Origin of the sequence: Kineococcus halophytocola (genome assembly GCF_041276425.1) — a bacterium.
Classification (GTDB): Bacteria; Actinomycetota; Actinomycetes; order Actinomycetales; family Kineococcaceae; genus Kineococcus; species Kineococcus halophytocola.
Map to the genome: position 1 here is coordinate 12,690 of NZ_JBGFTU010000002.1, position 21,791 is coordinate 34,480.

Annotated in this window: 20 protein-coding genes; 2 read left to right on the forward strand and 18 right to left on the reverse strand. The window is 74.7% G+C overall.

The window, feature by feature from the left end; translation table 11 throughout:
• Positions 1-20: 20 nt before the first annotated feature.
• From AB2L27_RS01775 to AB2L27_RS01790, 4 genes are all read right to left on the reverse strand, one after another.
• Positions 21-584, reverse strand: a complete 564-nt coding sequence (locus tag AB2L27_RS01775) for an FxsA family protein (protein WP_370439751.1) — start codon at positions 582-584, stop codon at positions 21-23.
• Complete coding sequence (gene lnt / locus AB2L27_RS01780; RefSeq protein WP_370439752.1) at positions 581-2,227, reverse strand: apolipoprotein N-acyltransferase; 1,647 nt, start codon at positions 2,225-2,227, stop codon at positions 581-583. Before lnt ends, AB2L27_RS01775 begins: the two co-directional genes overlap by 4 nt.
• A gap of 415 nt (positions 2,228-2,642) precedes the next feature.
• On the reverse strand, positions 2,643-4,190 hold the full coding sequence (locus AB2L27_RS01785; RefSeq protein ID WP_370439970.1) for an amidohydrolase: 1,548 nt from the start codon (positions 4,188-4,190) through the stop codon (positions 2,643-2,645).
• A 131-nt stretch (positions 4,191-4,321) separates the two neighbouring features.
• Complete coding sequence (locus AB2L27_RS01790) at positions 4,322-5,221, reverse strand: SCO4651 family lipoprotein (RefSeq protein WP_370439753.1); 900 nt, start codon at positions 5,219-5,221, stop codon at positions 4,322-4,324.
• Between the two features lie 181 nt (positions 5,222-5,402).
• On the opposite strand from AB2L27_RS01790, the gene AB2L27_RS01795 reads away from it, so the two are divergent.
• Positions 5,403-6,317, forward strand: a complete 915-nt coding sequence (locus AB2L27_RS01795; protein ID WP_370439971.1) for a 5'-3' exonuclease — start codon at positions 5,403-5,405, stop codon at positions 6,315-6,317.
• Between the two features lie 77 nt (positions 6,318-6,394).
• On the opposite strand, the gene AB2L27_RS01800 is transcribed toward AB2L27_RS01795, so the two are convergent.
• The 7 genes from AB2L27_RS01800 to AB2L27_RS01830 form a co-directional block, all read right to left on the reverse strand.
• Complete coding sequence (locus AB2L27_RS01800; RefSeq protein ID WP_370439754.1) at positions 6,395-9,208, reverse strand: DEAD/DEAH box helicase; 2,814 nt, start codon at positions 9,206-9,208, stop codon at positions 6,395-6,397.
• Positions 9,209-9,242: 34 nt separating this feature from the next.
• Positions 9,243-10,163, reverse strand: coding sequence for a diacylglycerol/lipid kinase family protein (locus AB2L27_RS01805; RefSeq protein ID WP_370439755.1), 921 nt, complete (start codon positions 10,161-10,163; stop codon positions 9,243-9,245).
• Between the two features lie 5 nt (positions 10,164-10,168).
• The gene (gene tatC / locus AB2L27_RS01810; protein ID WP_370439756.1) at positions 10,169-10,984 is read right to left on the reverse strand and encodes a twin-arginine translocase subunit TatC; all 816 of its coding nucleotides are present in this window, start codon (positions 10,982-10,984) and stop codon (positions 10,169-10,171) included.
• Between the two features lie 82 nt (positions 10,985-11,066).
• Positions 11,067-11,375 carry a Sec-independent protein translocase subunit TatA gene (tatA, locus tag AB2L27_RS01815; protein ID WP_370439757.1) on the reverse strand — a complete coding sequence of 103 codons (309 nt, stop codon included), beginning with the start codon at positions 11,373-11,375 and terminating at the stop codon, positions 11,067-11,069.
• Between the two features lie 212 nt (positions 11,376-11,587).
• Positions 11,588-11,926 (reverse strand): hypothetical protein, encoded by a 339-nt coding sequence (locus AB2L27_RS01820; protein WP_367638837.1) that lies wholly within the window; start codon positions 11,924-11,926, stop codon positions 11,588-11,590.
• Positions 11,927-12,067: 141 nt separating this feature from the next.
• On the reverse strand, positions 12,068-13,042 hold the full coding sequence (locus AB2L27_RS01825) for a helix-turn-helix transcriptional regulator (protein ID WP_370439758.1): 975 nt from the start codon (positions 13,040-13,042) through the stop codon (positions 12,068-12,070).
• Positions 13,039-14,076: a helix-turn-helix transcriptional regulator gene (locus AB2L27_RS01830; protein ID WP_370439759.1), complete on the reverse strand. Its 1,038-nt coding sequence runs from the start codon at positions 14,074-14,076 to the stop codon at positions 13,039-13,041. Before AB2L27_RS01830 ends, AB2L27_RS01825 begins: the two co-directional genes overlap by 4 nt.
• Before the next feature lie 56 nt (positions 14,077-14,132).
• Here AB2L27_RS01830 and AB2L27_RS01835 point away from each other — a divergent pair, with 56 nt between their 5' ends.
• A complete protein-coding gene (locus tag AB2L27_RS01835) occupies positions 14,133-15,230 on the forward strand; it encodes a DUF3866 family protein (RefSeq protein ID WP_370439760.1) in 1,098 nt (365 codons plus the stop codon).
• A 48-nt stretch (positions 15,231-15,278) separates the two neighbouring features.
• Here AB2L27_RS01835 and AB2L27_RS01840 read toward each other — a convergent pair whose 3' ends face one another.
• From AB2L27_RS01840 to dop, 7 genes are all read right to left on the reverse strand, one after another.
• Positions 15,279-15,656, reverse strand: a complete 378-nt coding sequence (locus tag AB2L27_RS01840) for an FKBP-type peptidyl-prolyl cis-trans isomerase (RefSeq protein WP_370439761.1) — start codon at positions 15,654-15,656, stop codon at positions 15,279-15,281.
• A 51-nt stretch (positions 15,657-15,707) separates the two neighbouring features.
• Entirely contained in the window at positions 15,708-16,679 is a 972-nt protein-coding gene (locus tag AB2L27_RS01845; protein ID WP_370439762.1) for an FKBP-type peptidyl-prolyl cis-trans isomerase, read from the reverse strand.
• Positions 16,680-16,773: 94 nt separating this feature from the next.
• On the reverse strand, positions 16,774-18,135 hold the full coding sequence (pafA, locus tag AB2L27_RS01850; RefSeq protein ID WP_370439763.1) for a Pup--protein ligase: 1,362 nt from the start codon (positions 18,133-18,135) through the stop codon (positions 16,774-16,776).
• Positions 18,136-18,194: 59 nt separating this feature from the next.
• Positions 18,195-18,908, reverse strand: a complete 714-nt coding sequence (gene prcA / locus AB2L27_RS01855; RefSeq protein WP_370439764.1) for a proteasome subunit alpha — start codon at positions 18,906-18,908, stop codon at positions 18,195-18,197.
• Positions 18,909-18,911: 3 nt separating this feature from the next.
• Complete coding sequence (gene prcB, locus AB2L27_RS01860; RefSeq protein WP_370439765.1) at positions 18,912-19,805, reverse strand: proteasome subunit beta; 894 nt, start codon at positions 19,803-19,805, stop codon at positions 18,912-18,914.
• 45 nt (positions 19,806-19,850) lie between these two features.
• Entirely contained in the window at positions 19,851-20,060 is a 210-nt protein-coding gene (locus AB2L27_RS01865; RefSeq protein ID WP_370439766.1) for a ubiquitin-like protein Pup, read from the reverse strand.
• 130 nt (positions 20,061-20,190) lie between these two features.
• Entirely contained in the window at positions 20,191-21,777 is a 1,587-nt protein-coding gene (dop, locus tag AB2L27_RS01870) for a depupylase/deamidase Dop (RefSeq protein ID WP_370439767.1), read from the reverse strand.
• Positions 21,778-21,791: the final 14 nt, after the last annotated feature.

Below are 21,791 nucleotides of genomic sequence, written 5' to 3' on the forward strand. Positions count from 1 at the left end.
GCGCCGTTCACCGGCGTCGTTCAGCGGCCCAGCTCGCGCGGGTCGTCCACGACCTCGCCGTCCACGACCTCGCCGTCCACCACGTCCCCCTCGGCCACGTCCCCGGGCACGACCCGACCGGGCACGGTGCCCCCGGCCCGGCGGACGACCCGCTCGACCCGCCGGCGCACGAGGCGGACGAACGCGCGCCGCAGCAGCCGCCGGGTGGGCGGCAGGACGCACAGCAGCCCCAGGACGTCGCTGAGCACCCCCGGCACCACGAGCAGGACCCCGCCCAGGCCGGTGAGGACGGCATCGCCCACCACCCCGGGGTCCTGCCCGGGCACCGGCGCCCCGAAGGGCACCGAGGAGGTCTGCCGGAACGCCTCCAGGGCCCGCCGGCCCGCACGGCGCAGCACGAGCAGCCCACCGGCCGTCTCGGCCAGCAGCAGCAGGAGCACCCAGCCGCCCCCGAGGAGGTGGGCGAGCTGGACCAGCAGCCACACCTCCAGGACGACGAGCACGACCGCCGCGAGCGGGATCCACGTCGTCCAGCGACGCCGACGCCGGGGCGAGGGCCCGGGCCCTGCCTCCCGGGGGCTCACGCGGTGGGCACCGGGTCGGCCGAGCGCACCGGCACCGGACGGCCACCGCGGGGGCGGCGCCGCTCCCCCCGGCGGGCGGTCAGCAGCAGGAGCAGCCCCACCCCGGTCAGGACCAGCTCCGGGACCTGCCCGACCCGGGTGGCGACCGTCTGCGTCGAGCGCAGGGCGACGTCACCGGTGAGCACGTCCGTGGTGAACAGCGAGGACCGCTGGTGGGCCACCCCGTCGGGGGTGATGATCGCGCTGACCCCGACCGTGGAGATCTGCACGACCGCCCGTCCCGACTCCACCGCCCGCAGCCGCGACATCGCCAGCTGCTGCACGGCCTCGTCGGAGTAGCCGAACGTCGCGTTGTTCGTCTGCACCACCAGGAACTGCGCCCCGGCGCGCACCGAGTCGCGGACGGTGTCGTCGAAGGCCACCTCGAAGCAGATGACGTCCCCGACCCGGGCCCCGTCCATCCGCAGCAGCCCCACGTGGTCGCCGTGGACGAAGTCGCGGCTGACGAGGTCGACCTTGTCGCTGAAGGTCCGGAAGAAGGACCGGTGGGGCATGTACTCGGCGAAGGGGGCGGGCCGCTGCTTGACGTAGTGGCGGGCGTCGTCGTCGCGGGCCCCGGCCAGGCCCTCCTCCGGGGTCACGACCAGCCCGGTGTTGGAGACGTAGCGGCCCGGCCCGTCGAGGACGGCGCCCACGAGCACGGGTGCCCCCACGGCGCGGGCGGCCCGCTCGATGACGGCGGCCGCGTCGGTGTTCTCGTAGGGGTCGATGTCGCTGGAGTTCTCCGGCCACAGCACCAGGTCCGGCTGCCGGAGGGCACCGGCCTGGACCGAGCGGGCCAGCGCCTGCGTCGCCCCGGCGTGGTTGTCCAGCACCGCGCGGCGCTCGGCGTTGAACTCCAGCCCGGCCCGGGGGACGTTGCCCTGCACCGCGGCCACGAACCGCGTGCCGTCCTGGGCCGCCGTGGGCCGCGGGACGAGCGCCCCGACCGCGGCGACCGCGACGGCCGCCACCGCGAACAGGGCCGCGGGCCGGGCCCGCGGCACCCCGCGCGGTGCCCCCGCCGGGGCCGGCAGCCGCAGCAGCGCCAGCACGGCCCGGGCCAGCAGCGCCCCGGACAGGGCCACGCCGAAGGTCACCGCCGGGGAACCACCGAGCGCGGCCAGCCCCAGCGTCGGGGCGTCGGCCTGGGAGAAGGCGAGCCGGCCCCACGGGAAGCCCTCGAAGGGGACCCGGGCCCGCGCGGCCTCCACCCCGACCCACCCCGTGGCCACCGCCAGCGGCGCCAGGCCCCACCGGGCGCGCTGCAACCGCGGCAGCAGGGCCCCCAGGACGGCGTAGAACAGGGCGCACGCGACGGTCAGGGCCGACCACGGCAGCAGACCCACGTACGTCCCGCTCCAGGCCAGGTGCGGGAACATGAACGCCAGGCCGAACAGCAGACCGGCGCCGAAGCCGCGGCGAGCCCGGACGCGGTGCGTGGCCAGCGCCAGCAGCGCCACGGCCAGGACCGCGGTGAACCACCAGCCCGCGGCCGAGACCGTGCCCGGGAACGCCGCCCAGGCGGCGACCCCGCCCAGGACGGCCAGCAGCAGGCTCAGCGGCAGCCGCACGGGGGCGGGATCGACCGGGCGGGGAGGCACCACGTGAGGGTAACCGCCGCGACGGGTCACAGGTTCCCCCCGCACGTCCGCCCGGGTCCTGAAGTCAGGGTCGAGGTCACGGTCGAGTCCACGCACCCGTCGGGCCGTCGCGCCCCCCGTCGGCCACGAGGTGCGCGCCGTTGTCTAGGGGCACGCGGACTCGACCCGGTCCACACCGGCCGGGCACCCGCCCGGTCGACGTCGCAGGTGGTGCGGCTGCGGCGGCGGCGGGCCGGGGGTCCGGCCGGGATCGTTCGTCGTGGACTGCGATCTCGAAGTTACCCCGTCGTCGCCTCGTGTCAACCAGCCCGTGACCTGCGGGAACGTTCAACGCAGCAGGTCACGGCGGGGCCCGGGAAGAGCTTCTGGGGCCCGTCCCCGGCGTGTCGTCCGGCGTGTCGGCCCGGGCGCCGGGTCAGAGGCCGTCGTGGACGAGGGCACCGTCGACGACCGTGCGCCGGCACACCGGCTCCGGCGCCCCCGGGGACAGGTCCGGCAGCCCCGGCGTCCCCGAACGGGCATCGGTGCTCCACCCCGACAACCGCCGGTCCGGGGCCTGCACGAGCAGGTCGGCCACGTCCCACACCGCGTACGTGGCCGGAGCCCCCGGCCGCAGCACGCCGGGGTGGGCGCGCCCCGCCAGGCGGTGTCCGCCGCGGGTGTGGGCCAGGAACGCCGCCCGCACCGAGACCGCGTGCTCCTCCCGCGCGGGGAACCCCGCCGCGCGCACCGCCGCCCACGGCGCGAACGGCGTCACCGGGGTGTCGGACCCGAACGCCAGCGGCACCCCCGCCGCGGCGAACGCGGCCAGGTCCTGCACGTGCCCGGCCCGCTCCCCCAGCCGCTGCGCGTACACCCCACCGGGCCCGCCCCACGTCGCCCCGAACGCCGGTTGCGCGCTGACCGCGGTGCCCAGCCGCGCGAACGCGCGCACCACGGCCGCGTCGGCCACGACGGCGTGCTCGACCCGGTGCCCGGCCGAGGCGAGGGCCGGGACCCCCAGGTCGGCCGCGACCGACTCCAGGGCGTCCACGACGACGTCGAGCGCGGCGTCGCCGATGGCGTGGAACGCGGCCTGCACACCGGCGAGGGTGCAGGCGTGCAGGTGGTCGGCCACGGCCGTGGCGTCCAGGTGCAGGGAGCCGCGCGAGCCGGGGGCGTCGGCGTAGTCCGCGCGCAGGGCCGCGGTGCGCGAGCCCAGGGCCCCGTCGACGGTGAGGTCGCCCCCGAGCCCGGCGACGTCGGCCCCGGCCCGGGCCGCCTGCGCCAGGACCTCGCGGGCCTGCTCGGGGGTGCCGACGCGTTCGGCGAGGTAGCCGACCACGTGCGGGAGGGGTTCGGTCGCGGCCAGCCGCTGCAGGGCCGGCAGGTCCCCGGGCGGGGCCAGCCAGCGGCCCGACATCTCGTGCACGGTGCCGATGCCGGCCACCGCGGCCGCCCGCAGCGCGCTGCGCCGGGCCTCGTCGGCGGCCGCGGGGCTCAGGGCGGCCCAGCGGGCGTCCAGGGCCGCGTGGTGGGCCTGGCCGCGCACCCGGCCGTCCTCGTCCCAGCCGGGCAGGTCCGCCAGTCCGGCGGCCTGCGCGAGAGGGGTGCTGACCAGGGCGCTGTGCCCGTCGACGCGGGACAGCACGACGGGGGTGCCCGGGGCCGCCCGGTCCAGCTCGGCCCGGGTGGGGACCGGCGCCCCGCCCCAGACCGACTCGTCCCAGCCGAACCCCGCCAGCAGCTCACCGGGCACGGCCCGCGCGGCGACGGCGTCCAGCAGCACGCGCGGGCCGGGGACGCCGTGCAGGTCCAGGCCGGTGTGCCGCAGCCCGGTCTCGGTGAGGTGGACGTGGGCGTCGACGAAGGCGGGGGTGATGAGCCGGCCCTGCAGCTCGACGACCTCGTCGCCCTCGCGCGTCCACGCCGCGGCGGCCTCGTCCGGGCCCACCCAGGCCACGGTCGAGCCCTCGACGAGCATCGCCGTGGCGAACGGGTCGGCCGGGGAGTACACCGCCCCGCCCCGGTAGAGCCGACGAGCCGGGCGGGCAGCAGAACGGTCCACGTCGGGCAGCGTAGGAGCCGCCCGGCGTGGACCGTTCGTCAGGTGCCTCAGGCGGCGGCCGGGGTGGTCCCCTCGGTGGCCCCACCGGTCATGGCGCCCCCACCGGGCATCTGGGTGACGCTGGCCGGGTCCGGAGCCGCCACGTCGACGTCGGTGCCCCAGTCGAAGAAGTCCATCTGGACGTTCAGCGTGGAGCCCTCGACCGTGACCTCCTGGGTCAGGCGGACCGGGCGGTCCTGGTCGTCGACGTAGAGGGTGAAGGGGATCGGCCCGACCTGCGCGGCGGCCTGCTCGGCCTCCTCCGTCCGCTGCTCGGCCGGGAGCTGCTCCAGCGCCTTGGCGGGGTCGATCGTGCCGGAGTAGCCCCTGGCCTGCACGCCGCGGACGTCCTGGGCGGGCAGCTCCCGGACGTCGTCGGCCACCGCGTCGAGCTGCTCGAGCTGCTTGCTCGGGTCCATCTGCGCGGTGTCCAGCCCGGTGGCGCCCATCTGGTCCAGCGGCACCTGCACCCACTGGCCCTCGGCGGTCAGCGGAGCGCCCGACAGGTAGGCCGAGCCGTCGACGACGCGCATGGTGACCTTCGACCCACCGGCCTGCTGCGGCAGGGTCATCGTCATCTCGACGGCGCTCGCGGTCGAGTCGAAGGACCCCTCGGCCGAGACGTCACCCATGGAGGCGGCCTCCCCGGTGCCCGTCATCGTCAGCGCGAACTTGGCGCTGCCGGCCTCCTTGGAGTTCTGCGCCGAGGCCTTCACGGCCTCGAAGGCGGTGAGCTGGGTGGCGGGCGAGGAGGTCGACGTGCCCTGCGAGGAGGTGCCGGAGGCGGAGTCGTCCCCACCACCGCAGGCCCCCAGGCCGAGCGCGAGGACGACCGCACCGCCGGCCGCCAGCGCCCCGATGCGGCGCCGGCGCCGCGAGGTCGGGCGAGTGGTCGAGTGCGTGGTCATGGTGTTCCCCCCTGGTCAGGCTGTGGACGAGATCCGTGGACTACCCCACCAGGATGCGCCCGTCGGCGCCCGTCGGCGTCACCCGTACGGCGCGTCCTGGCGAACCGTCCGGATGACCTCCCCACGGGCTCCGCCGCCCTCTGCCAGACTCCCCCGCGTGTCCCACCCCACCGGTCGGCTCATGCTGCTCGACTCCGCCTCCCTCTACTTCCGGGCCTTCCACGGGGTGCCGGCCTCGGTGACGGCCCCCGACGGCACCCCCGTCAACGCGGTGCGCGGCTTCCTGGACGCCCTGGCCCACCTCATCACCGCGTGGGGCCCGACCCGGGTGGTGGCGTGCTGGGACGAGGACTGGCGCCCGGCCTTCCGCGTGGAGGCGCTGCCCTCGTACAAGGCCCACCGCGTCGGCGCGGACGGCGCCGAGGACGCCCCCGACCTGCTGCTGCCGCAGGTGGACGTCATCGTCGACGTGCTCGCCGCGCTGGGGATCGCGCGGGTGGGTGCCGCCGGCTACGAGGCCGACGACGTCATGGCCACCCTGGCCACGCGCTGCACCGCGACCAGCGGGGACCCCGTCGACGTCGTCACCGGCGACCGGGACCTGTTCCAGCTCGTCGACGACACCGCCGGCGTGCGGGTCCTGTACTGCGGCAAGGGGGTCCGCAAGGCCGAGGCCGTCACCCAGGGGTGGCTGCAGGACCGGTACGGCGTCGGGACGGGTCAGGCCTACGCCGACGTGGCCGTCCTGCGCGGGGACCCCTCCGACGGGCTGCCCGGGGTGGCCGGCGTCGGGGAGAAGACGGCCGTGGCGCTCATCACCCGCTACGGCACGCTGCAGGACCTGCTGGCCGCCGCCGACGATCCCGGTGCGGGGCTGACGGCGGGCCGGCGCACCAAGCTGCTCACCGCGCGGGACTACCTCGCCGCCGCGCCCGTCGTCGTGCAGACGGTGCGCGACGTGCCGCTGGGCGAGGTCGACGACGCGCTGCCGGCCGCACCCGCCGACGCCGAGCGGCTCGAGGAGCTCGCGCAGCGCTGGGGCCTGCGTTCCAGCGTCGACCGCGTCCTGGCCGCTCTGCGGGACGCCCGCACCTGACCGGGCCCAGCGGCCTCGTTGCCTCTCCGCGGCCGATCATCGGCCGCGGGGAGGCAACGAGGCGGACCCCGCCGCGCTCAGGCCTCGGTGAGGGAGGTGTGGGCGACGACGCCGCGGCGGACGGCGTCGACGGCGTCGCGGGCGGCCGAGCGGACCCCCGGGTCCAGCGAGGCGGCGCCGATCTGGTCGAGCAGGTCCACCAGCTGCTTGCAGCGGCGCACGAAGTCGCCCGCGGCCAGGTCGGCCTCGCGCAGCACCGCGTCCAGGCGGTGCCCGCTGGCCCACCGGTGCACCGCCCAGGCCAGACCCGGGTCCGGTTCGCGCGTCATCGGCACCTTGTGGTGGTCCTCGCGGTCGGTGAGGTCGCTCCAGAGCCGGTGCGTGGTGGCGATGGCGTTCTCGGTGCGGCGCGGGATGCGCTCGGGCCGCCCGCCCTCGTCGCGGCGGGACTCGTGCACGAGGGTGGACACCGCCGCGGCCAGGTCCGCCGGCGGCAACCCCGCCCAGGCGCCCTCGCGCAGGCACTGCGCGACGAGCAGGTCCGTCTCGGCGTTGATCCGGCGCAGGGTGCGCCCGGCGTCGGTGACGGCGCCGCCGTCGGCGGTGAGGTACCCCAGCTCGGCCAGCAGGTCGCACACCCGGTCGAAGGTCCGGGCGATGGTGCCGGTGCGGCCCTCGATCTTGCGCTGCAACCCCTGGGTGTCCCGGCGCAGCTTCTCCTCCCGCACGGCCCAGCGGGCGTGCTCCTCCCGGTCGGCGCAGCCGTGGCACGGGTGGGCGCGCACGGCCTCGCGCAGCCGGACCAGCTCGGCGTCCTCCTGCGCGCCCGTCCCCTGCCGGCGCCGCGGCGGCGGGTCTCCCCCGCCGGTCTCGGCGAGGGCGTTGCGCAGGGAGGAGGCGAGGTCGCGCCGCTCCTGCGGGGACCGCCAGTTGAAGCCCTTCGGGACGCGGACCCGGGCGACCGGGTCGACGGCGCCGGTGAAGTCGTGGGCCTCGATGGTCCGCACCTGCCGGTCCTGGGACAGGATCCGGGGAGAGGGGCCGTCGAACCCCTTGCCCGCCACCAGGTCCAGGACGACGCCGAAGCTGGAGCGCCGGCCACCGGGCAGGCGCACGACGTCACCGCGGGACAAGTTCTCGATGCTGGCCCGGGCTTCGGCGCGACGGGACGCGGCCCCGGCGCGGGACAGGTCCTTCTCCCGGTCGCTGATGGCCTGCCGCAGCGCGAAGTACTCCCCGAAGTCCCCCAGGTGGCACGTCATCGCCTCGGTGTACCCGGCGAGGGCCTCGGTCTGGTTCTTGATCTGCTGGGCCTGCCCGACGACGGCGCGGTCGGCCTGGAACTGCGCGAACGACGTCTCCAGGATGTCGCGGGCCCGGTCGCGGCCCACCTGCTCGACGAGGTTGACGGCCATGTTGTACGTCGGGCGGAAGCTGGAGCGCAGCGGCCACGTGCGCCGCGAGGCGAGGCCGGCGACGGCCTCGGGGTCGGTGCTGCCGGACCACACGACGACGGCGTGCCCCTCCACGTCGATCCCGCGCCGGCCGGCCCGGCCGGTGAGCTGGGTGTACTCCCCCGGGGTCACGTCGACGTGGGTCTGCCCGTTCCACTTCACGAGCTTCTCCAGCACCACCGAGCGCGCCGGCATGTTCACGCCCAGGGCCAGGGTCTCGGTGGCGAACACGGCCTTGACCAGGCCGCGGGCGAACAGGTGCTCCACGGTCTCCTTGAACACCGGCAGCATCCCGGCGTGGTGGGCGGCCAAGCCGCGCTCCAGGCCCTCCAGCCAGCCCCAGTAGCCCAGGACGGCCAGGTCGGAGCTGGGGATCTCCGCGCACCGCTCCTCGGCGACCGCGCGGATCTCCTTGCCCTCCTCCGGCGTGGTCAGCCGCAGCCCCCACGCCACGCACTGCTCCACGGCGGCGTCGCAGCCCGCGCGGCTGAAGATGAACGTGATGGCCGGCAGCAACCCGGCCTGGTCCAGGGTGTCGAGCACCTGGGCCCGCGAGGCCGGGCGCTGACCCCCGCCGATCCGCCCCCCACCGCCACCCCGGGGGGCGGGCCGGGCCTGACCGCGCCGCCGACCCCGACCGGGGTACGAGGCGAGCCGGTCGGTGCGGACCTGCTGGCGGGACATCGCCACCAGTTCGGGGTTGACGATCGCCCCGGGCACCAGGGACCCCTCGTCGCCCTCCAGCGGGTCCCCGTCGGGGTCGGTGAACAGGTCGTAAAGCCGCGTCCCCACGAGCAGGTGCTGCCACAGCGGGACCGGCCGGTGCTCGGAGACCACGACCTCGGTGTCCCCGCGCACGGTGTCCAGCCACGCGCCGAACTCCTCGGCGTTGCTGACGGTCGCTGACAGCGAGGCGACGACGACGTCGGAGGGCAGGTGGATGATCACCTCCTCCCACACTGCCCCGCGGGAGCGGTCGGCGAGGTAGTGCACCTCGTCCATGACGACGTACCCGAGCCCGTCGAGCAGGGAGGACCCGGCGTAGAGCATGTTGCGCAGCACCTCGGTCGTCATGACGACGACGGGGGCCTCCCCGTTGACCGAGTTGTCCCCCGTCAGCAGCCCGACGGCGCCGGAGCCGTGGCGGGCGACGAGCTCGGCGTACTTCTGGTTCGACAGCGCCTTGATGGGCGTGGTGTAGAACGCCTTGCGCCCGGTGCGCAGCGCCAGGTGGGCGGCGAACTCCCCCACCACCGTCTTGCCGGCCCCGGTGGGGGCGGCGACGAGGACGCCGCGGCCGGACTCCAGGGCCTGGCACGCCTGCAGCTGGAAACCGTCGAGGTCGAACCCGAGGGTGCCGGCGAACTGCGAGAGCTCGGTGCGGGACTCCTCGGTGCGGCGGCGCGCTGCCGCGTAGCGTTCCGCGGGGCTTGCCATGGTCGCGACAGTACATCGTGGCCACCGGCCCCGCTCATGCCAGGACGCTCAGCGCCCCCGGCACGACCTCGCAGCTCACCGGCGCCCCGCCGAGGGGTTCCCCGTCGGCGTAGGGCCGCGGGCGCACCCCGCGCGGTCCGGTCCCCAGCGGTTCCAGGCGCACCGAACGCGCCCGGTGCACCGTGACCTCCGGCAGCCCCACGTGCCTGCCGCGGCGCGCCCGCGGGAACAGCTGCAGCGCCGCGACCGGGCTGAGGCGGTCGACGACGACCACGTCGAGCAGGCCGTCGGTGGGGTCGGCGTCGGGGGCCACGAGGATGCCCCCGCCGTAGCAGCGGGTGTTGGCCACGGCCACGAGCAGGGAGTCCAGGTCGTGGGTGACGCCGTCGAGCGTGAGCCGCACCGGCAGGCCCCGCACCACGGCCAGCTCCCGCAGCGCGGCCAGGGTGTACCGGGCCGGGCCCCTCGGCCAGCGCCAGGCGTTGGCGCGCTCGTTGATGAGGGCGTCCACCCCGCAGGCCAGGATGCTGGCGAACCAGCCCGTCCCGCCGGCGTGCTCGACGCGCACGGCGTCGAGGCGGCGGTGACGGCCGGCGTGCAGGGAGTGCGCCACCGCCTCCGCGGCCGCGACCGGGTCACCGAGCGCGAGGTCCAGACCGCGGGCGATGTCGTTGCCGGTGCCGGCCGGGACGATCCCCAGCGCCGTGCCCGTCCCGGCGACGGCCTGCACCCCCGCGTGCACGATGCCGTCCCCGCCGACCACGACGAGGGCCTCGAACTCGCCCGTGCGCTCGCGGGCCGTGCGGGAGACGTGCGCCAGGTCGGGGCCGGACAGGTCGGTGACGTCGTGGCCGAGGGACCGCAGCGTCTGCAGCACCCGGGTGCCCGCGGCGCGGCCGTCCCCGCGACCCGCCGTCGGGTTCACGAGGAGGCCGACCCGCCCCCGGGATCCCACCGGGGTCAGATGGTGCTGGCTTCGTCGTCGGACAGGTTCCCGTAGTCCGGCTCGGGGGAGTTCTTCTGGCGCCGACGGTCGTTGAGCACGCAGATGATCATCGCGATGCCGAACAGGAGCAGCAGCGGCAGCGCCAGCAGCAGCATCGTGGTGATGTCGGACGTCGGCGTCACGAGCGCGGAGAACAGGAAGCTGAGGAAGACGCTGATGCGCCACTGCTTCACGATCGTCTTGCCGGAGACCAGGTGGGCGAAGTTCAGGCCCACGAGGACGACGGGCAGGAGGAACCCGAGCCCGAACGCCAGGATGATGCGCATGCAGAAGCTGAGGTAGATCTGCGCGTCGATGACGTTCGAGCCCTCTTCGGGGGTGAACCCGATGAGGAACGCCATGGCGGTCGGCAGGACGGAGTAGGCGATGGCCGCACCGGCCAGGAACAGCGGCACCGCCGCGCTGATGAAGCCGACGGCGTAGCGCTTCTCCTTGCGGGTCAGGCCCGGGGTGATGAACGCCCAGAACTGCCACAGCCAGAACGGGCTGGAGATGAGCACCCCGACCCAGATCGCGCCCTTGACGGCGAAGTCGAAGGCGGACCCGACCTGGCCGAAGTTGATCGAGACCAGGGTGTTGCGCCGCTCGGCCTCGGCCAGGATCGGGTCCTGCAGCAGGCCGAAGATGCCGCCCCGGAAGGACGGGACGCGCCAGAACGCCTCGCTCCAACCGTTCCACAGGAACCAGCCGAGGATGCTCCCGATGACCAGGAAGACACCCGCCTTGACCGAGCGGTTCCGCAGTTCCCTCAGGTGGTCCAGGAGGGGCATGCGCCCCTCGGGGTCCCGGGGCGTGCGGCGTCGACGGACGGTGGTCACAGCCATGTCGGTGGCGGGTGCTCGGGGCGGCGGGTCAGGAGGCGCGCGACTGCTGCTCGGCGTTCTTCTGCGCCGCGTCCTCGGCGGCGAGCTTGGCCTCGAGCGCGGTGGGCTCGCTGTCCTGGGTGCGGGTCGGAGCGGTGGCGGTGGTGGAGGGGGAGGGGGACGCCGTGGTCTCCTCCTTGCCGTCGTTCTTCATCTCCTTGACCTCGGACTTGAAGATGCGCATCGAGCGGCCCAGACCACGCGCCGCGTCGGGCAGGCGCTTGCTGCCGAACAGGGCGATGACCAGGACGACGAGGATGACGAGCACCCACGGGTGGTCGACGAGGTTGCGGAACATCAGTCCTCCAGTGTCGGTCGTTGCGCGGCCATCGTACGTCTCCGAGGCCCGCTGGTGGGACAAGGATGCGCGTCGAGTCGTGCTGATCGTGACCGGTCCCGGGAAAGCAGGTGGATTCCCGGTGAACTCCCGGCGCCCTCCCCGGGAGCACGAGAGCCGCCCCGCGGACGCCGGGGCGTCCGCGGGGCGGCTCTGCGAGAGGTGGGGGCTGCTCAGCGCACCGTGCGCAGGCCGCGTGCGGCCAGGGAGGCGAGGTCGTCGCAGGAGTCGAGCACGAGGGCGAAGTCCAGGACGTCGTCCCAGGCGATGGTCGAGCCGGTGTGGGTCTCCATGGCCTCGGCCGGGATGGTCCAGCGCTCGACGGCGACACCGCCGGAGACCAGCAGGGCCACGACGTCCTCACCGGCGGGCTTGCGGACCTCGTCCTTGCACTTGGGGCAGCCGAACGCGTAGAAGGACCGCTCCTTGGCCGAGCACACCACGAGGCGAACCTGCTTGGGCGTGAGCTCGACGTCGCCGCAGCAGGGGCAGGAAGCCTTGATCGTGGTCATGTCGTGCACCTCTCGTCCGTGTGTTGGTCCGGCGGCGACCCCGCCGTCCGACACCCACTGCTTCGGCACGCTCCACCGATCCCTTGAACGGCTTTTCGGGCCCGACCTTGACAGCCCCGGCGGGCCTGTGCGTGCGGCGGGTCAGGCGTACCGGGCCAGGGCCGCGACCGCCGCCTCGCGGACCTGCACGGCCAGCTCCGGGGGGTCCACGACGCGGGCCCCGGCCCCCAGGCGCAGCAGCAGCCGGCGCACCCAGGACGTGTCCGCCGTGCGCACCCGCACCCGCACCGTGGCCTGCTCCCAGGCGTCCTCGGGGGCCTCCTGCACGGACTCGACCGGGTAGTAGTCCACGACCCAGGCGGCCTGGGGGGCCAGGTCGACGGTGACGACGAGGTCCTCGGGGCTGGGGCGGAACAGGTCGGTGGCCACGTCCCGGGACTCCGCCTGCACCGGTGGGGTGCCGTCGACGTCCAGGACCTGCGCGGTCTCGACGCGGTCGAGGCGGAACAGCCGCACGCCCTCGGCGCGGTGGCACCAGCCCTCCAGGTACCAGTGGCCCTCCACGTTGACCAGCCGCATGGGGTCCACGTCCCGTTCGGTGCGCTCGTCGCGGCTGGGCACCAGGTAGCTCACGTGCAGGCGGCGGTGCTCGCGCAGCGCCCGGCGGGCGGTCTCCAGGACGGCGGCGCTGGAGGAGTCGCTGACGTCGACGGCCACGGCGCGCGCGGCTCCCCCGGCCTCCCCGGTCGCCTCCGACAGCTTGGCCAGCGCCCCCTCCAGGGCCTCCCGGTCGTGCAGGCCGGGGACCTCGGCCAGCGTCCGCAACCCCACCAGCAGCGCGACGGCCTCGTCGACGGCCAGCCGCGCGGGCCGGGCGATGGGGTCGGCGTTGGACAGGTAGACGTGCCCGGACTCCCACCGCGCGTCGATGAGGTCGTCGGGCAGGTGCCCGGGGGTGCCGCAGACGAACAGCAGTTCCAGGTCGTGGACGAGGTCGTCTTCGGTGATGCCGAAGTGCTCGGCGGCCTCGGCCACGGGGATGCCCTGGTGGGTCAGCAGGTAGGGGACCATCGCCAGCAGCCGCGAGAGCCGCTCGGTGGAGGCGTTGCCGCTCACGCGCGCACCCCCGCCGCTCCCCGCAGCCGGCGCAGGACGGCCTCGCGCAGGTCGTCCGGTTCCAGGACGAGCACGTCGGCGCCGTAGGCGGCCAGCTCGTCGGCGGCCACCTCCACGTCGCTGACGTCCAGGACCACCAGGTCCTCCCCCTGGTCCTGCCCGTGCCCGGTCTCGACCGACCGGGCCCGCCGGCGCACGGCCAGCCCGGCCCCCGAGCGCACGAGCAGCCGCGCCGGCCGGGTCTGGACCGGCCCGACGCTGCGGCCGACGACCTCGCGCGCGTCGACGCCCTCGGGCACCTCGTAGGAGCCGGGCCGCCCGATCCGCTTGACGGCCGAGGCCACGCGGGAGAGGCGGAAGACGCGGGTGGCCGCCCGGTCCCGGTCGTGCCCCAGGAGGTACCAGCGACCGTGCCAGGACACGATCGCCCACGGCTCGACGTGCCGCACGGCCGGTTCCCCGCCGGCGCGGCGGTAGGTGAACTGCACGGGCGCGCGGTCGCGGGTGGCGGCGTAGAGGGGGTCGAAGGCCGGTTCGGCCGTGCGCACCCGCGGTTCCAGGCCGACCAGGGAGCTCTCGTCCGGTTCCACGCCCAGGCTGCGCAGCTTCACCAGCGCCCGGGTGGCCGGGCCGGCCAGGCTGGCCTGCTGCCAGACGCGGCTGGCCAGGGACAGGACCGCCAGCTCGGCGGGGGTGAAGCGGATCTCCGGCAGCGCGTAGGCCTCCCGGTCGATCCGGTAGCCGGCCTCGTCCTCGAAGAACGCGTCCTCGCCCCCGGTCTCCAGCGGCACGCCGAGTTCGCGCAGGTCCTCCTTGTCCCGCTCGAACATCCGCTCGAAGGCCACCGTGGTGGCGCAGTCGGCGTACTGCGGGACGGCGGCGCGGATCTGCTCCTTGGTCAGCCAGCGGCGCGTCGCGGACAGGGCGATGACGAGGTTCAGCAGCCGCTCGGTCCGGCGGGCACCCCGGGCCGCGGCGGCGGCCCCGCCGGGGGCGGGTCCGGCAGCACGACTGGCAGCAGGGGTACTGGTCATGGTGCGGTGGACGCTACCGGAACCCCGCCCGCGCGCAGCCTGCGTACCCTCAGATCGTGACGATCAGGTGGCGCTCTGCAACGGTCGACCGGCTCGGGGCGGCGTGGGCCGGCTCGGTGGAGCTGCACGCCACCCTCACCAGCGGGCCCGAGACCGGGACGCAGGTCAAGGCCCTGGCCCACCCCGACCTCGTCGGCACCCCCCGGCCCGGTGACCGGGTCCTGCTCAACGTCTCCGCGCTGGCCCGCGGCCTGGGCACCGGCGGGTACGCGCTCGTCGTCGCGCTGCCGGACCGGCTGCCCGCCGACCCCGAACCGGGCCCGGGGCACCTGGTCAAGGCGCGGTACACCCCGCTGCAGACGATGGTCCTGGGCGCCGACGACCAGGAGTCGGCGCACCACGGGCTGCTCGCCGAGGCCGACGACCTCGCCGGCACGCCCGTCGTCGTGGCCGACCTGCACTCGGCGCTGCCCGCGGTCGTGGCCGGCGTGCGCGCCGCCGCGCCTGGTGCGCGCGTGGCCTACGTCATGACCGACGGCGGGGCGCTGCCGGCGGCGTTCTCCCGCGCCGTGGCGGGGTTGCGGGAGGCGGGGTGGATCGCCGCGTGCATCACGACGGGGCAGGCCTTCGGCGGGGACCTGGAGACCGCGACCGTGCACACCGGGCTGCTGGCCGCGCGGCTGGTCACCGGCGCCGACGTCGTCGTCGTCGCCCAGGGCCCGGGCAACCTCGGGACCGGCTCGCGGTGGGGGTTCTCCGGGGTCGCCGCCGGGGAGGCGCTGAACGCCGCCGCGGTGCTCGGCGGGCGGCCCGTCGCGGCGCTGCGGGTCTCCGAGGCCGACGCCCGCCCCCGGCACCGCGGGGTCTCCCACCACTCCCTCACCGCGGTCGGGCGCGTGGCCCTGGCCCCCGTCGACGTGCCCGTGCCCGACACCCCCGGAGCGTTCGCCGACGGCGTGCGCGAGCAGGCGCGGGGCCTGTGCACCGACCGGCACCGCTACGTCGAGGTCCCCGCGGCCGGCCTGGACGAGGCCCTGGCCACCAGCCCGGTGCGGCTGTCCACGATGGGCCGCGGGGTCGACCAGGACCGGGCCAGCTTCGTGGCGGCCGCGGCCGCCGGCCGGCACGCCGCCACCCTCCTGCCCCGGACGTGACGAGACCCCCTGCGCCGTGCGGCGCAGAGGGTCTCGGAGGGCGTCAGCTCACTTCACGTCGACGAGGTCCACGACGAAGATCAGGGTCTCCCCGCCCTTGATGGCCCCGCCGGCGCCGCGGTCGCCGTAGCCCAGGTGCGGGGGGATGACCAGCTTGCGCCGGCCGCCGACCTTCATGCCCAGCAGGCCTTGGTCCCAGCCCTGGATGACCATGCCGGCCCCCACGGGGAAGTCCAGCGGCTGCCCGCGGTTCCAGGAGGAGTCGAACTCCTCACCGGTGCTGAACGCCACCCCCACGTAGTGCGCGCTGACGGTCTTGCCGGGCGTCGCCTCGGCCCCGTCACCGACGATCTCGTCGGTGATGACGAGGTCGGTGGGCGGCTCGCCCTCGGGGAAGTCCACGTCGGGCTTGGTGCGTTCGCTCATGCCCCGACCCTACCCACCGGCCCCGTCCGTCCCCCGGCCCCGGGGGCGGGCTCAGTACCCGTCGAGGACGTCCACGACGAAGACCAGCGCACCGGCGGGGGCGCTGGGGTTGCTCGGTTCCTCCCCGTAGGCCTGCTCGGCGGGGATGACCAGCTCGACGCGGCTGCCGATCTTCTGGCCCACCAGGCCGTTGTCCCAGCCCGGGATGACGTTGCCCTGGCCGATGACGAACTCGAACGGCTCGGGCCGGGTCCAGGACTGGTCGAAGACCTCACCGTCGGCCAGCCGGGCCCCCAGGTACTGCACCGTCAGGTTCATGCCGGGCGTCACCGCCGGGCCGGTGCCCTCGATGAGGGGCTGCACGACGAGGTCCGCCGGCGGCGTCGGATCGGCGATCTCGAACCCGGTGGGTACGTTCCCCTCGTCCGTCACCACGGTCGGCAGCCCCGCCGGCGGGGTCACCGGCGTGCCCTCGGCCATCGTCGGGACGATCTTCTCCACGTCGGCGACGACGACGATCGTCGTGGTCGCGTCGACGTTCTCCTTGCCGAACTGCTGCACCGCCTCACCGAAACCGTCGTCGGGGGCGATGGCGATGACCACCCGGTCCCCCACGTGGGTCCCCACGAAACCGCGCGCCAGCCCCATCGTGATGTTCGACAGCTCGAAGCGGGCCGCGGTCCGGCCGTAGTTGGAGTCCAGCTCCTCACCGGTCGAACCCGCGTACAGGGTGTAGGCGAAGGCGATGGTGTCCGTGGCCGCCACCTCCGGCCCGTCGCCGGGCACCACGACCTTGCGGGAGGTCTCCGAGACCGTCAGCGGCGGGGTGAACGTCACCGTCGGCTTCACGGCCGTCCCCACCTCCCCGGCCACGTCGACCGGCAGCTCCTCGTCGGTCACCGCCGGCTCGATCGCGGCAGCCGACGCGGACGCCGAGGCGGACTGCTCGCTCGGGGTGGGGCTGTCGGCCTCGGAGGCGCACGCGCCCAGCAGGGACATCGCCAGGACGGCGGAGGCGGACATCAGGGCGGTACGGCGGCGCACGGAGGACCTCACTCATCGACGGGTCGAACCCGGTCAGCGTAACCGCGCACCCCGGGCCCGCGCCGACCGTCCCTCACATGCTGTCGATGAGCCGTTCCACCCTGTCGTCGACGGCCTTGAACGGGTCCTTGCACAGCACCGTCCGCTGGGCCTGGTCGTTGAGCTTCAGGTGCACCCAGTCGACCGTGAAGTCACGTCGCTTCTCCTGCGCGGCGCGCACGAAGTCCCCGCGCAGCTTGGCCCGCGTCGTCTGCGGCGGCACGCTCAGCGCCTCGAAGACCTCGATGTCCGAGCACACCCGCTCGGCCATCCCCCGCTGGGCGAGCAGGTAGTGCAACCCCCGGCCCCGGTGGATGTCGTGGTAGGCCAGGTCCAGCCGCGCGATGCGCGCCGACGTCAACGGCAGGTCGTGCTTGGCCATGTACCGGTCCAGCAGCTTCTTCTTGATCACCCAGTCGACCTCGCGGTCCACCAGGGAGAAGTCCTGCGTCTGCACCGCCCGCAGCGCCCGCTCCCACAGGTCCAGCACTCGCTTCACGGTCGGGGTCTGCAGCCCGCGGTGCTCGACGAACTCCTTGGCCCGCTCCAGGTACTCCCCCTGGATCTCCAGCGCGGACGCCTCGCGGCCGTTGGCCAGCCGCACCGGTTTGCGGCCCGTCGGGTCGTGGGAGATCTCCCGGATCGCCCGGATCGGGTTCTCCATCGTCATCTCCCGCAGCGGCACGCCCTCCTCGACCATCCGCAGGACCAGGTCGGTGGCGCCGACCTTGAGCATCGTCGTCGTCTCGGACATGTTCGAGTCGCCCACGATGACGTGCAGGCGCCGGTACCGCTCGGCGTCGGCGTGCGGCTCGTCGCGGGTGTTGATGATCGGCCGGCTGCGCGTCGTCGCGCTGGAGACGCCCTCCCAGATGTGGTCGGCCCGCTGGGAGAGGGAGTACACCGCCCCGCGCGGGGTCTGCACCACCTTGCCCGCCCCCACCACGAGCTGGCGGGAGACCAGGAACGGGATGAGCACGTCGGACAGGCGCCCGAACTCCCCGTGCCGGGACACCAGGTAGTTCTCGTGGCAGCCGTAGGAGTTGCCCGCCGAGTCGGTGTTGTTCTTGAACAGGAACACCTCCCCGGCGATGCCCTCCTCCTCCAGCCGCCGCTCGGCGTCGGTCAGCAGACCCTCCAGGGTCCGCTCACCGGCCCGGTCGTGCACGACGAGCTGGCGCACGTCGTCGCACTCGGGCGAGGCGTACTCCGGGTGCGAGCCCACGTCCAGGTACAGACGGGCCCCGTTCTTGAGGAACACGTTGCTCGAACGGCCCCACGACACGACCTTGCGGAACAGGTACCGCGCCACCTCGTCCGGGGACAGCTTGCGCTGACCCTCGAAGGCGCAGGTGACGCCGAACTCCGTCTCCAGCCCGAAGATCCGGCGATCCATTTCCCCACCTTAGGCACACCGGCGCCGTGCGGCGCAGCGAGACGCGCGGACTCCCCCGCTCAGCCGACGGGGGCCAGCAACCCCGCCAGGACCGGGCCGGTGAGGCGGCGGAACGTGCGGCGCTCGCGGCTGCGGTCCAGGACGGCGACCTCGAGCTGGTCGGCGGCGATGGGCCGCGGGCCCTGGCCGGCGGCCTCGGCCGCCGCGTCCGAGCCCAGGGCCTCCACGGCCAGCTGCAGCGCCGCGGCCAGGGACAGCCCCGGCTCCCAGCGCTCGCGCAGCTTGGCGGTGATCTGCTCGGCCGACCCGCCCATGGCGACGAAGCCGTGCTCGTCGGCCACGGACCCGTCGTAGGTGAGCCGGTAGACCTGGTCGGTCTCGGGGTCCCGGCCCACCTCGGCGACGACGATCTCGACCTCGTAGGGCTTGGACTCGGTGGTGAAGATCGCCCCCAGCGTCTGGGCGTAGGCGTTGGCCAACCCGCGGGCGGTGACGTCGGAACGGTCGTAGGAGTACCCGCGCACGTCGGCGTACCGGACACCGGCCACCCGCAGGTTCTCGAACTCGTTGTACTTCCCGACGGCGGCGAAGGCGACGCGGTCGTAGATCTCGGAGATCTTGTGCAGCGCCCGGGAGGGGTTCTCCGAGGCGAAGACGATGCCGTCGGCGCAGGCGACGACGACGACGGCCCGTCCGCGCGCGATGCCCTTGCGCGCGTAGTCGGCCTTGTCCTTCATCAACTGCTCGGGCGAGACGTAGAAGGGCACGCTCATCGCTCAGGCCTCCTGTCCCGTGATGCCGGGGTTGCCCCCGGGGTTGCCCCGCCGGCCGGCCACGACGGCCTCCACGACGGGTTCGAGTTCGGCGTCGGGGACCTTGCGGAACCCGGCGGCGGTGACGACCCCCACGACGGGCCAGATCCTGCGCAGCAGGTCCGGGCCGCCGGTGGCGGAGTCGTCGTCGGCGGCGTCCCACAGGGCCTCCAGCGCCACCCGTACGGTCTGCGCCTCGTCCATGCCGGGCCGGTACAGCTTCTTCAGCGCCCCGCGGGCGAAGATCGAGCCGGACCCCACGGTGTGGTGGTCGCGTTCCTCCGAGCGGCCGCCGGTGACGTCGTAGCCGACGATGCGCCCGCGGCCGGCGTGCAGGTCGTACCCGGCGAACAGCGGGACGACGGCCAGGCCCTGCATGGCCAGGCCCAGGTTCCCGCGGATCATCGTCGAGAGGCGGTTCGCCTTGCCCTCGAAGGACATCAGCGTCCCCTCGAGCTTCTCGAAGTGCTCCAGCTCCACCTGGAACAGCCGGATCATCTCCACGGCCAGCCCCGCGACGCCGGCGATCCCGGCGCAGGAGTGCTCGTCGGTCTGGAACACCTTGGTGATGTCGCGCTGGGCGATCACCGGGCCCGCGGTGGCGCGGCGGTCCCCGGCCATGACGACCCCGCCGGCGAACACGATCGCCACGATCGTCGTGGCGTGCGGGGCCTCCCCCGCCCCGGGGCCGCCACCGGGCAGCGCACCGGCCGGCAGGGGGCGGGCGGCGGGCAGGACGTCCGGCGAGTACTCGCGCACGAACTCGGTGAAGGACGACGACCCGGGCCGCAGGAACGCGGCCGGCAACCGTCCCGACTGGTCGCTGGAGTGGTTCACCCTCGCGACCCTACCCGGCACCCCGCGGGCCCGCCGGGACGGTGCGCCGGGCCGGTGAGGGGACGGCTACTGGCCGCCCTTCTGCACGAAGCCGCGCACGAACTCCTCGGAGTTGGACTCCAGGACCTCGTCGATCTCGTCGAGCAGGGCGTCGACGTCGGCGTCGGTCTCGGAGCTCGTGGCGGAGGCCTGTCCGGCCCCCTGGGCCGGGACCGCGGGGACGTCCTCGGTCTCGTCCTCGCGCCGGCTCGGGCGCTGCTGCTCCTGTCCAGGCATGGCTGGCTCCCCCTGACGTGTCGTGCCCCACCGGACCAGCCGGTGCGGTTCCTGCCACGACACTAACCCCGCACCCGGGGCCGCGGCCCGATCTGCGGGGCACGTCACCCGGGAGCCCCACCCGGGAGCCTCACCCCTGGCGCGTCCCGGTGAGCGCGGCGACGAGGTCCTCGGCGGTCTCGCAGCGGTCCAGCAGCGCCCCGACGTGCTCGCGGGTCCCGCGCAGCGGTTCCAGCGTCGGCACCCGCTGCAGCGCCCCGCGCCCGGCGACGTCGAAGATCACCGAGTCCCAGCTCGCGGCGGCGACGCGGGCGCCGTAGCGGGCCAGGCACTCCCCGCGGAAGTAGGCGCGGGTGTCGGTCGGCGGGTGGTCCACGGCGTGCCGCACCTCCTCCTCGGTGAGCAGCGTCTCGACCTGCCCGCGCTCGACGAGCTTGCGGTGCAGCCCCTTCTCCGGGCGCACGTCGGACCACTGCAGGTCCACCGCCTGCAGCCGGGCGTGGTCCCAGTCCAGCCCGTCGCGGGAGCGGTACCCCTCCAGCAGGCGCAGCTTGGCGACCCAGTCCACCTCCCGGGCCGCGGAGAACACGTCGGTCTCCAGCCGCCCCAGCACCTGCTCCCAGCGGTCCAGGACCTCGGCGGTGTCGGCGTCGACGTCGGTGCCGTAGCGGTCGGCCACGTACGCCTGCGCCGCCTCCAGGTAGACCCGCTGCAGCTGCACCGCGGTCATCCGGCGCCCGTCGCGCAGCCGCACCAGGTGCCTCAGGCCCGGGTCGTGGGAGACCTCGTGCAGCGCCCGCACCGGGTCCGACAGCAGCAGGTCCCCCGCGGGGGAACCCTCCAGCCAGCCGTCCTCCAGCATCGCCAGCACCAGGGACGTGGTGCCGACCTTCAGCAGGGTGGCGACCTCGCACATCGTGGCGTCCCCGACGATGACGTGCAGGCGCCGGTACTTGTCCACGGTGGCGTGCGGCTCGTCGCGGGTGTTGACGATGGGCCGCTTCATCGTCGTCTCCAGGCCCACCTCGACCTCGAAGAAGTCGGCGCGCTGGCTGATCTGGAAGCCGGCCTCGCGCGAGTCCTGGCCCAGGCCCACGCGCCCGGCGCCGGTGAAGACCTGCCGGGAGACGAAGAACGGCGTCAGGTGGCGCACGACGTCGCCGAAGGGCGTGGAGCGGTTCATGAGGTAGTTCTCGTGGGTGCCGTAGGAGGCGCCCTTGCCGTCGGTGTTGTTCTTGTAGATCGTCACCGGCGTCAGCCCCGGCGTGCCCGCCACCCGGCGCAGCGACTCCAGCAGGATCGCCTCCCCCGCCCGGTCCCAGCGCACCGCGTCGCGGGGGGTCAGCACCTCCGGGGAGGAGTACTCCGGGTGGGCGTGGTCGACGTAGAAGCGGGCCCCGTTGGTGAGGATGACGTTGGCCATCGTCGGGTCCTCGGTCTCCGCGCTCACCACGTCCGAGGCGTTCGGGGTGGCCCGGCGCGGGGCGTCGGTGAGCTGGGAGGGGTGTGCGCGGGCCCGGTCGACCTCGAACCCGCGCGCATCGCGCAGCGGGGCCTCGTCCTCGTAGTCCCAGCGCGGCCGCGACCGGCCCCCGGCCGTGGCGGTGGCGTAGGCGTTGACGACCTGCGCCGACAGCAGCATCGGGTTCGCCCCCGGGTCACCGGGGACCGAGATCCCGTACTCCGTCTCGATCCCCACCACGCGGCGCACCGTCATGCCGCGACCCTACG

Coding starts and splice junctions, on each gene's coding strand:
- tatA (WP_370439757.1), bottom strand. CDS start 11,375: ATGTTCCGCAACCTCGTCGACCACCCGTGGGTGCTCGTCATCCTCGTC.
- AB2L27_RS01800 (WP_370439754.1), bottom strand. CDS start 9,208: ATGGCAAGCCCCGCGGAACGCTACGCGGCAGCGCGCCGCCGCACCGAG.
- AB2L27_RS01795 (WP_370439971.1), top strand. CDS start 5,403: ATGCTGCTCGACTCCGCCTCCCTCTACTTCCGGGCCTTCCACGGGGTG.
- AB2L27_RS01830 (WP_370439759.1), bottom strand. CDS start 14,076: ATGACCAGTACCCCTGCTGCCAGTCGTGCTGCCGGACCCGCCCCCGGC.
- tatC (WP_370439756.1), bottom strand. CDS start 10,984: ATGCCCCTCCTGGACCACCTGAGGGAACTGCGGAACCGCTCGGTCAAG.
- pafA (WP_370439763.1), bottom strand. CDS start 18,135: ATGGATCGCCGGATCTTCGGGCTGGAGACGGAGTTCGGCGTCACCTGC.
- AB2L27_RS01845 (WP_370439762.1), bottom strand. CDS start 16,679: ATGTCCGCCTCCGCCGTCCTGGCGATGTCCCTGCTGGGCGCGTGCGCC.
- dop (WP_370439767.1), bottom strand. CDS start 21,777: ATGACGGTGCGCCGCGTGGTGGGGATCGAGACGGAGTACGGGATCTCG.
- AB2L27_RS01820 (WP_367638837.1), bottom strand. CDS start 11,926: ATGACCACGATCAAGGCTTCCTGCCCCTGCTGCGGCGACGTCGAGCTC.
- prcA (WP_370439764.1), bottom strand. CDS start 18,908: ATGAGCGTGCCCTTCTACGTCTCGCCCGAGCAGTTGATGAAGGACAAG.
- AB2L27_RS01785 (WP_370439970.1), bottom strand. CDS start 4,190: ATGCTCGTCGAGGGCTCGACCGTGGCCTGGGTGGGCCCGGACGAGGCC.
- AB2L27_RS01865 (WP_370439766.1), bottom strand. CDS start 20,060: ATGCCTGGACAGGAGCAGCAGCGCCCGAGCCGGCGCGAGGACGAGACC.
- AB2L27_RS01840 (WP_370439761.1), bottom strand. CDS start 15,656: ATGAGCGAACGCACCAAGCCCGACGTGGACTTCCCCGAGGGCGAGCCG.
- AB2L27_RS01790 (WP_370439753.1), bottom strand. CDS start 5,221: ATGACCACGCACTCGACCACTCGCCCGACCTCGCGGCGCCGGCGCCGC.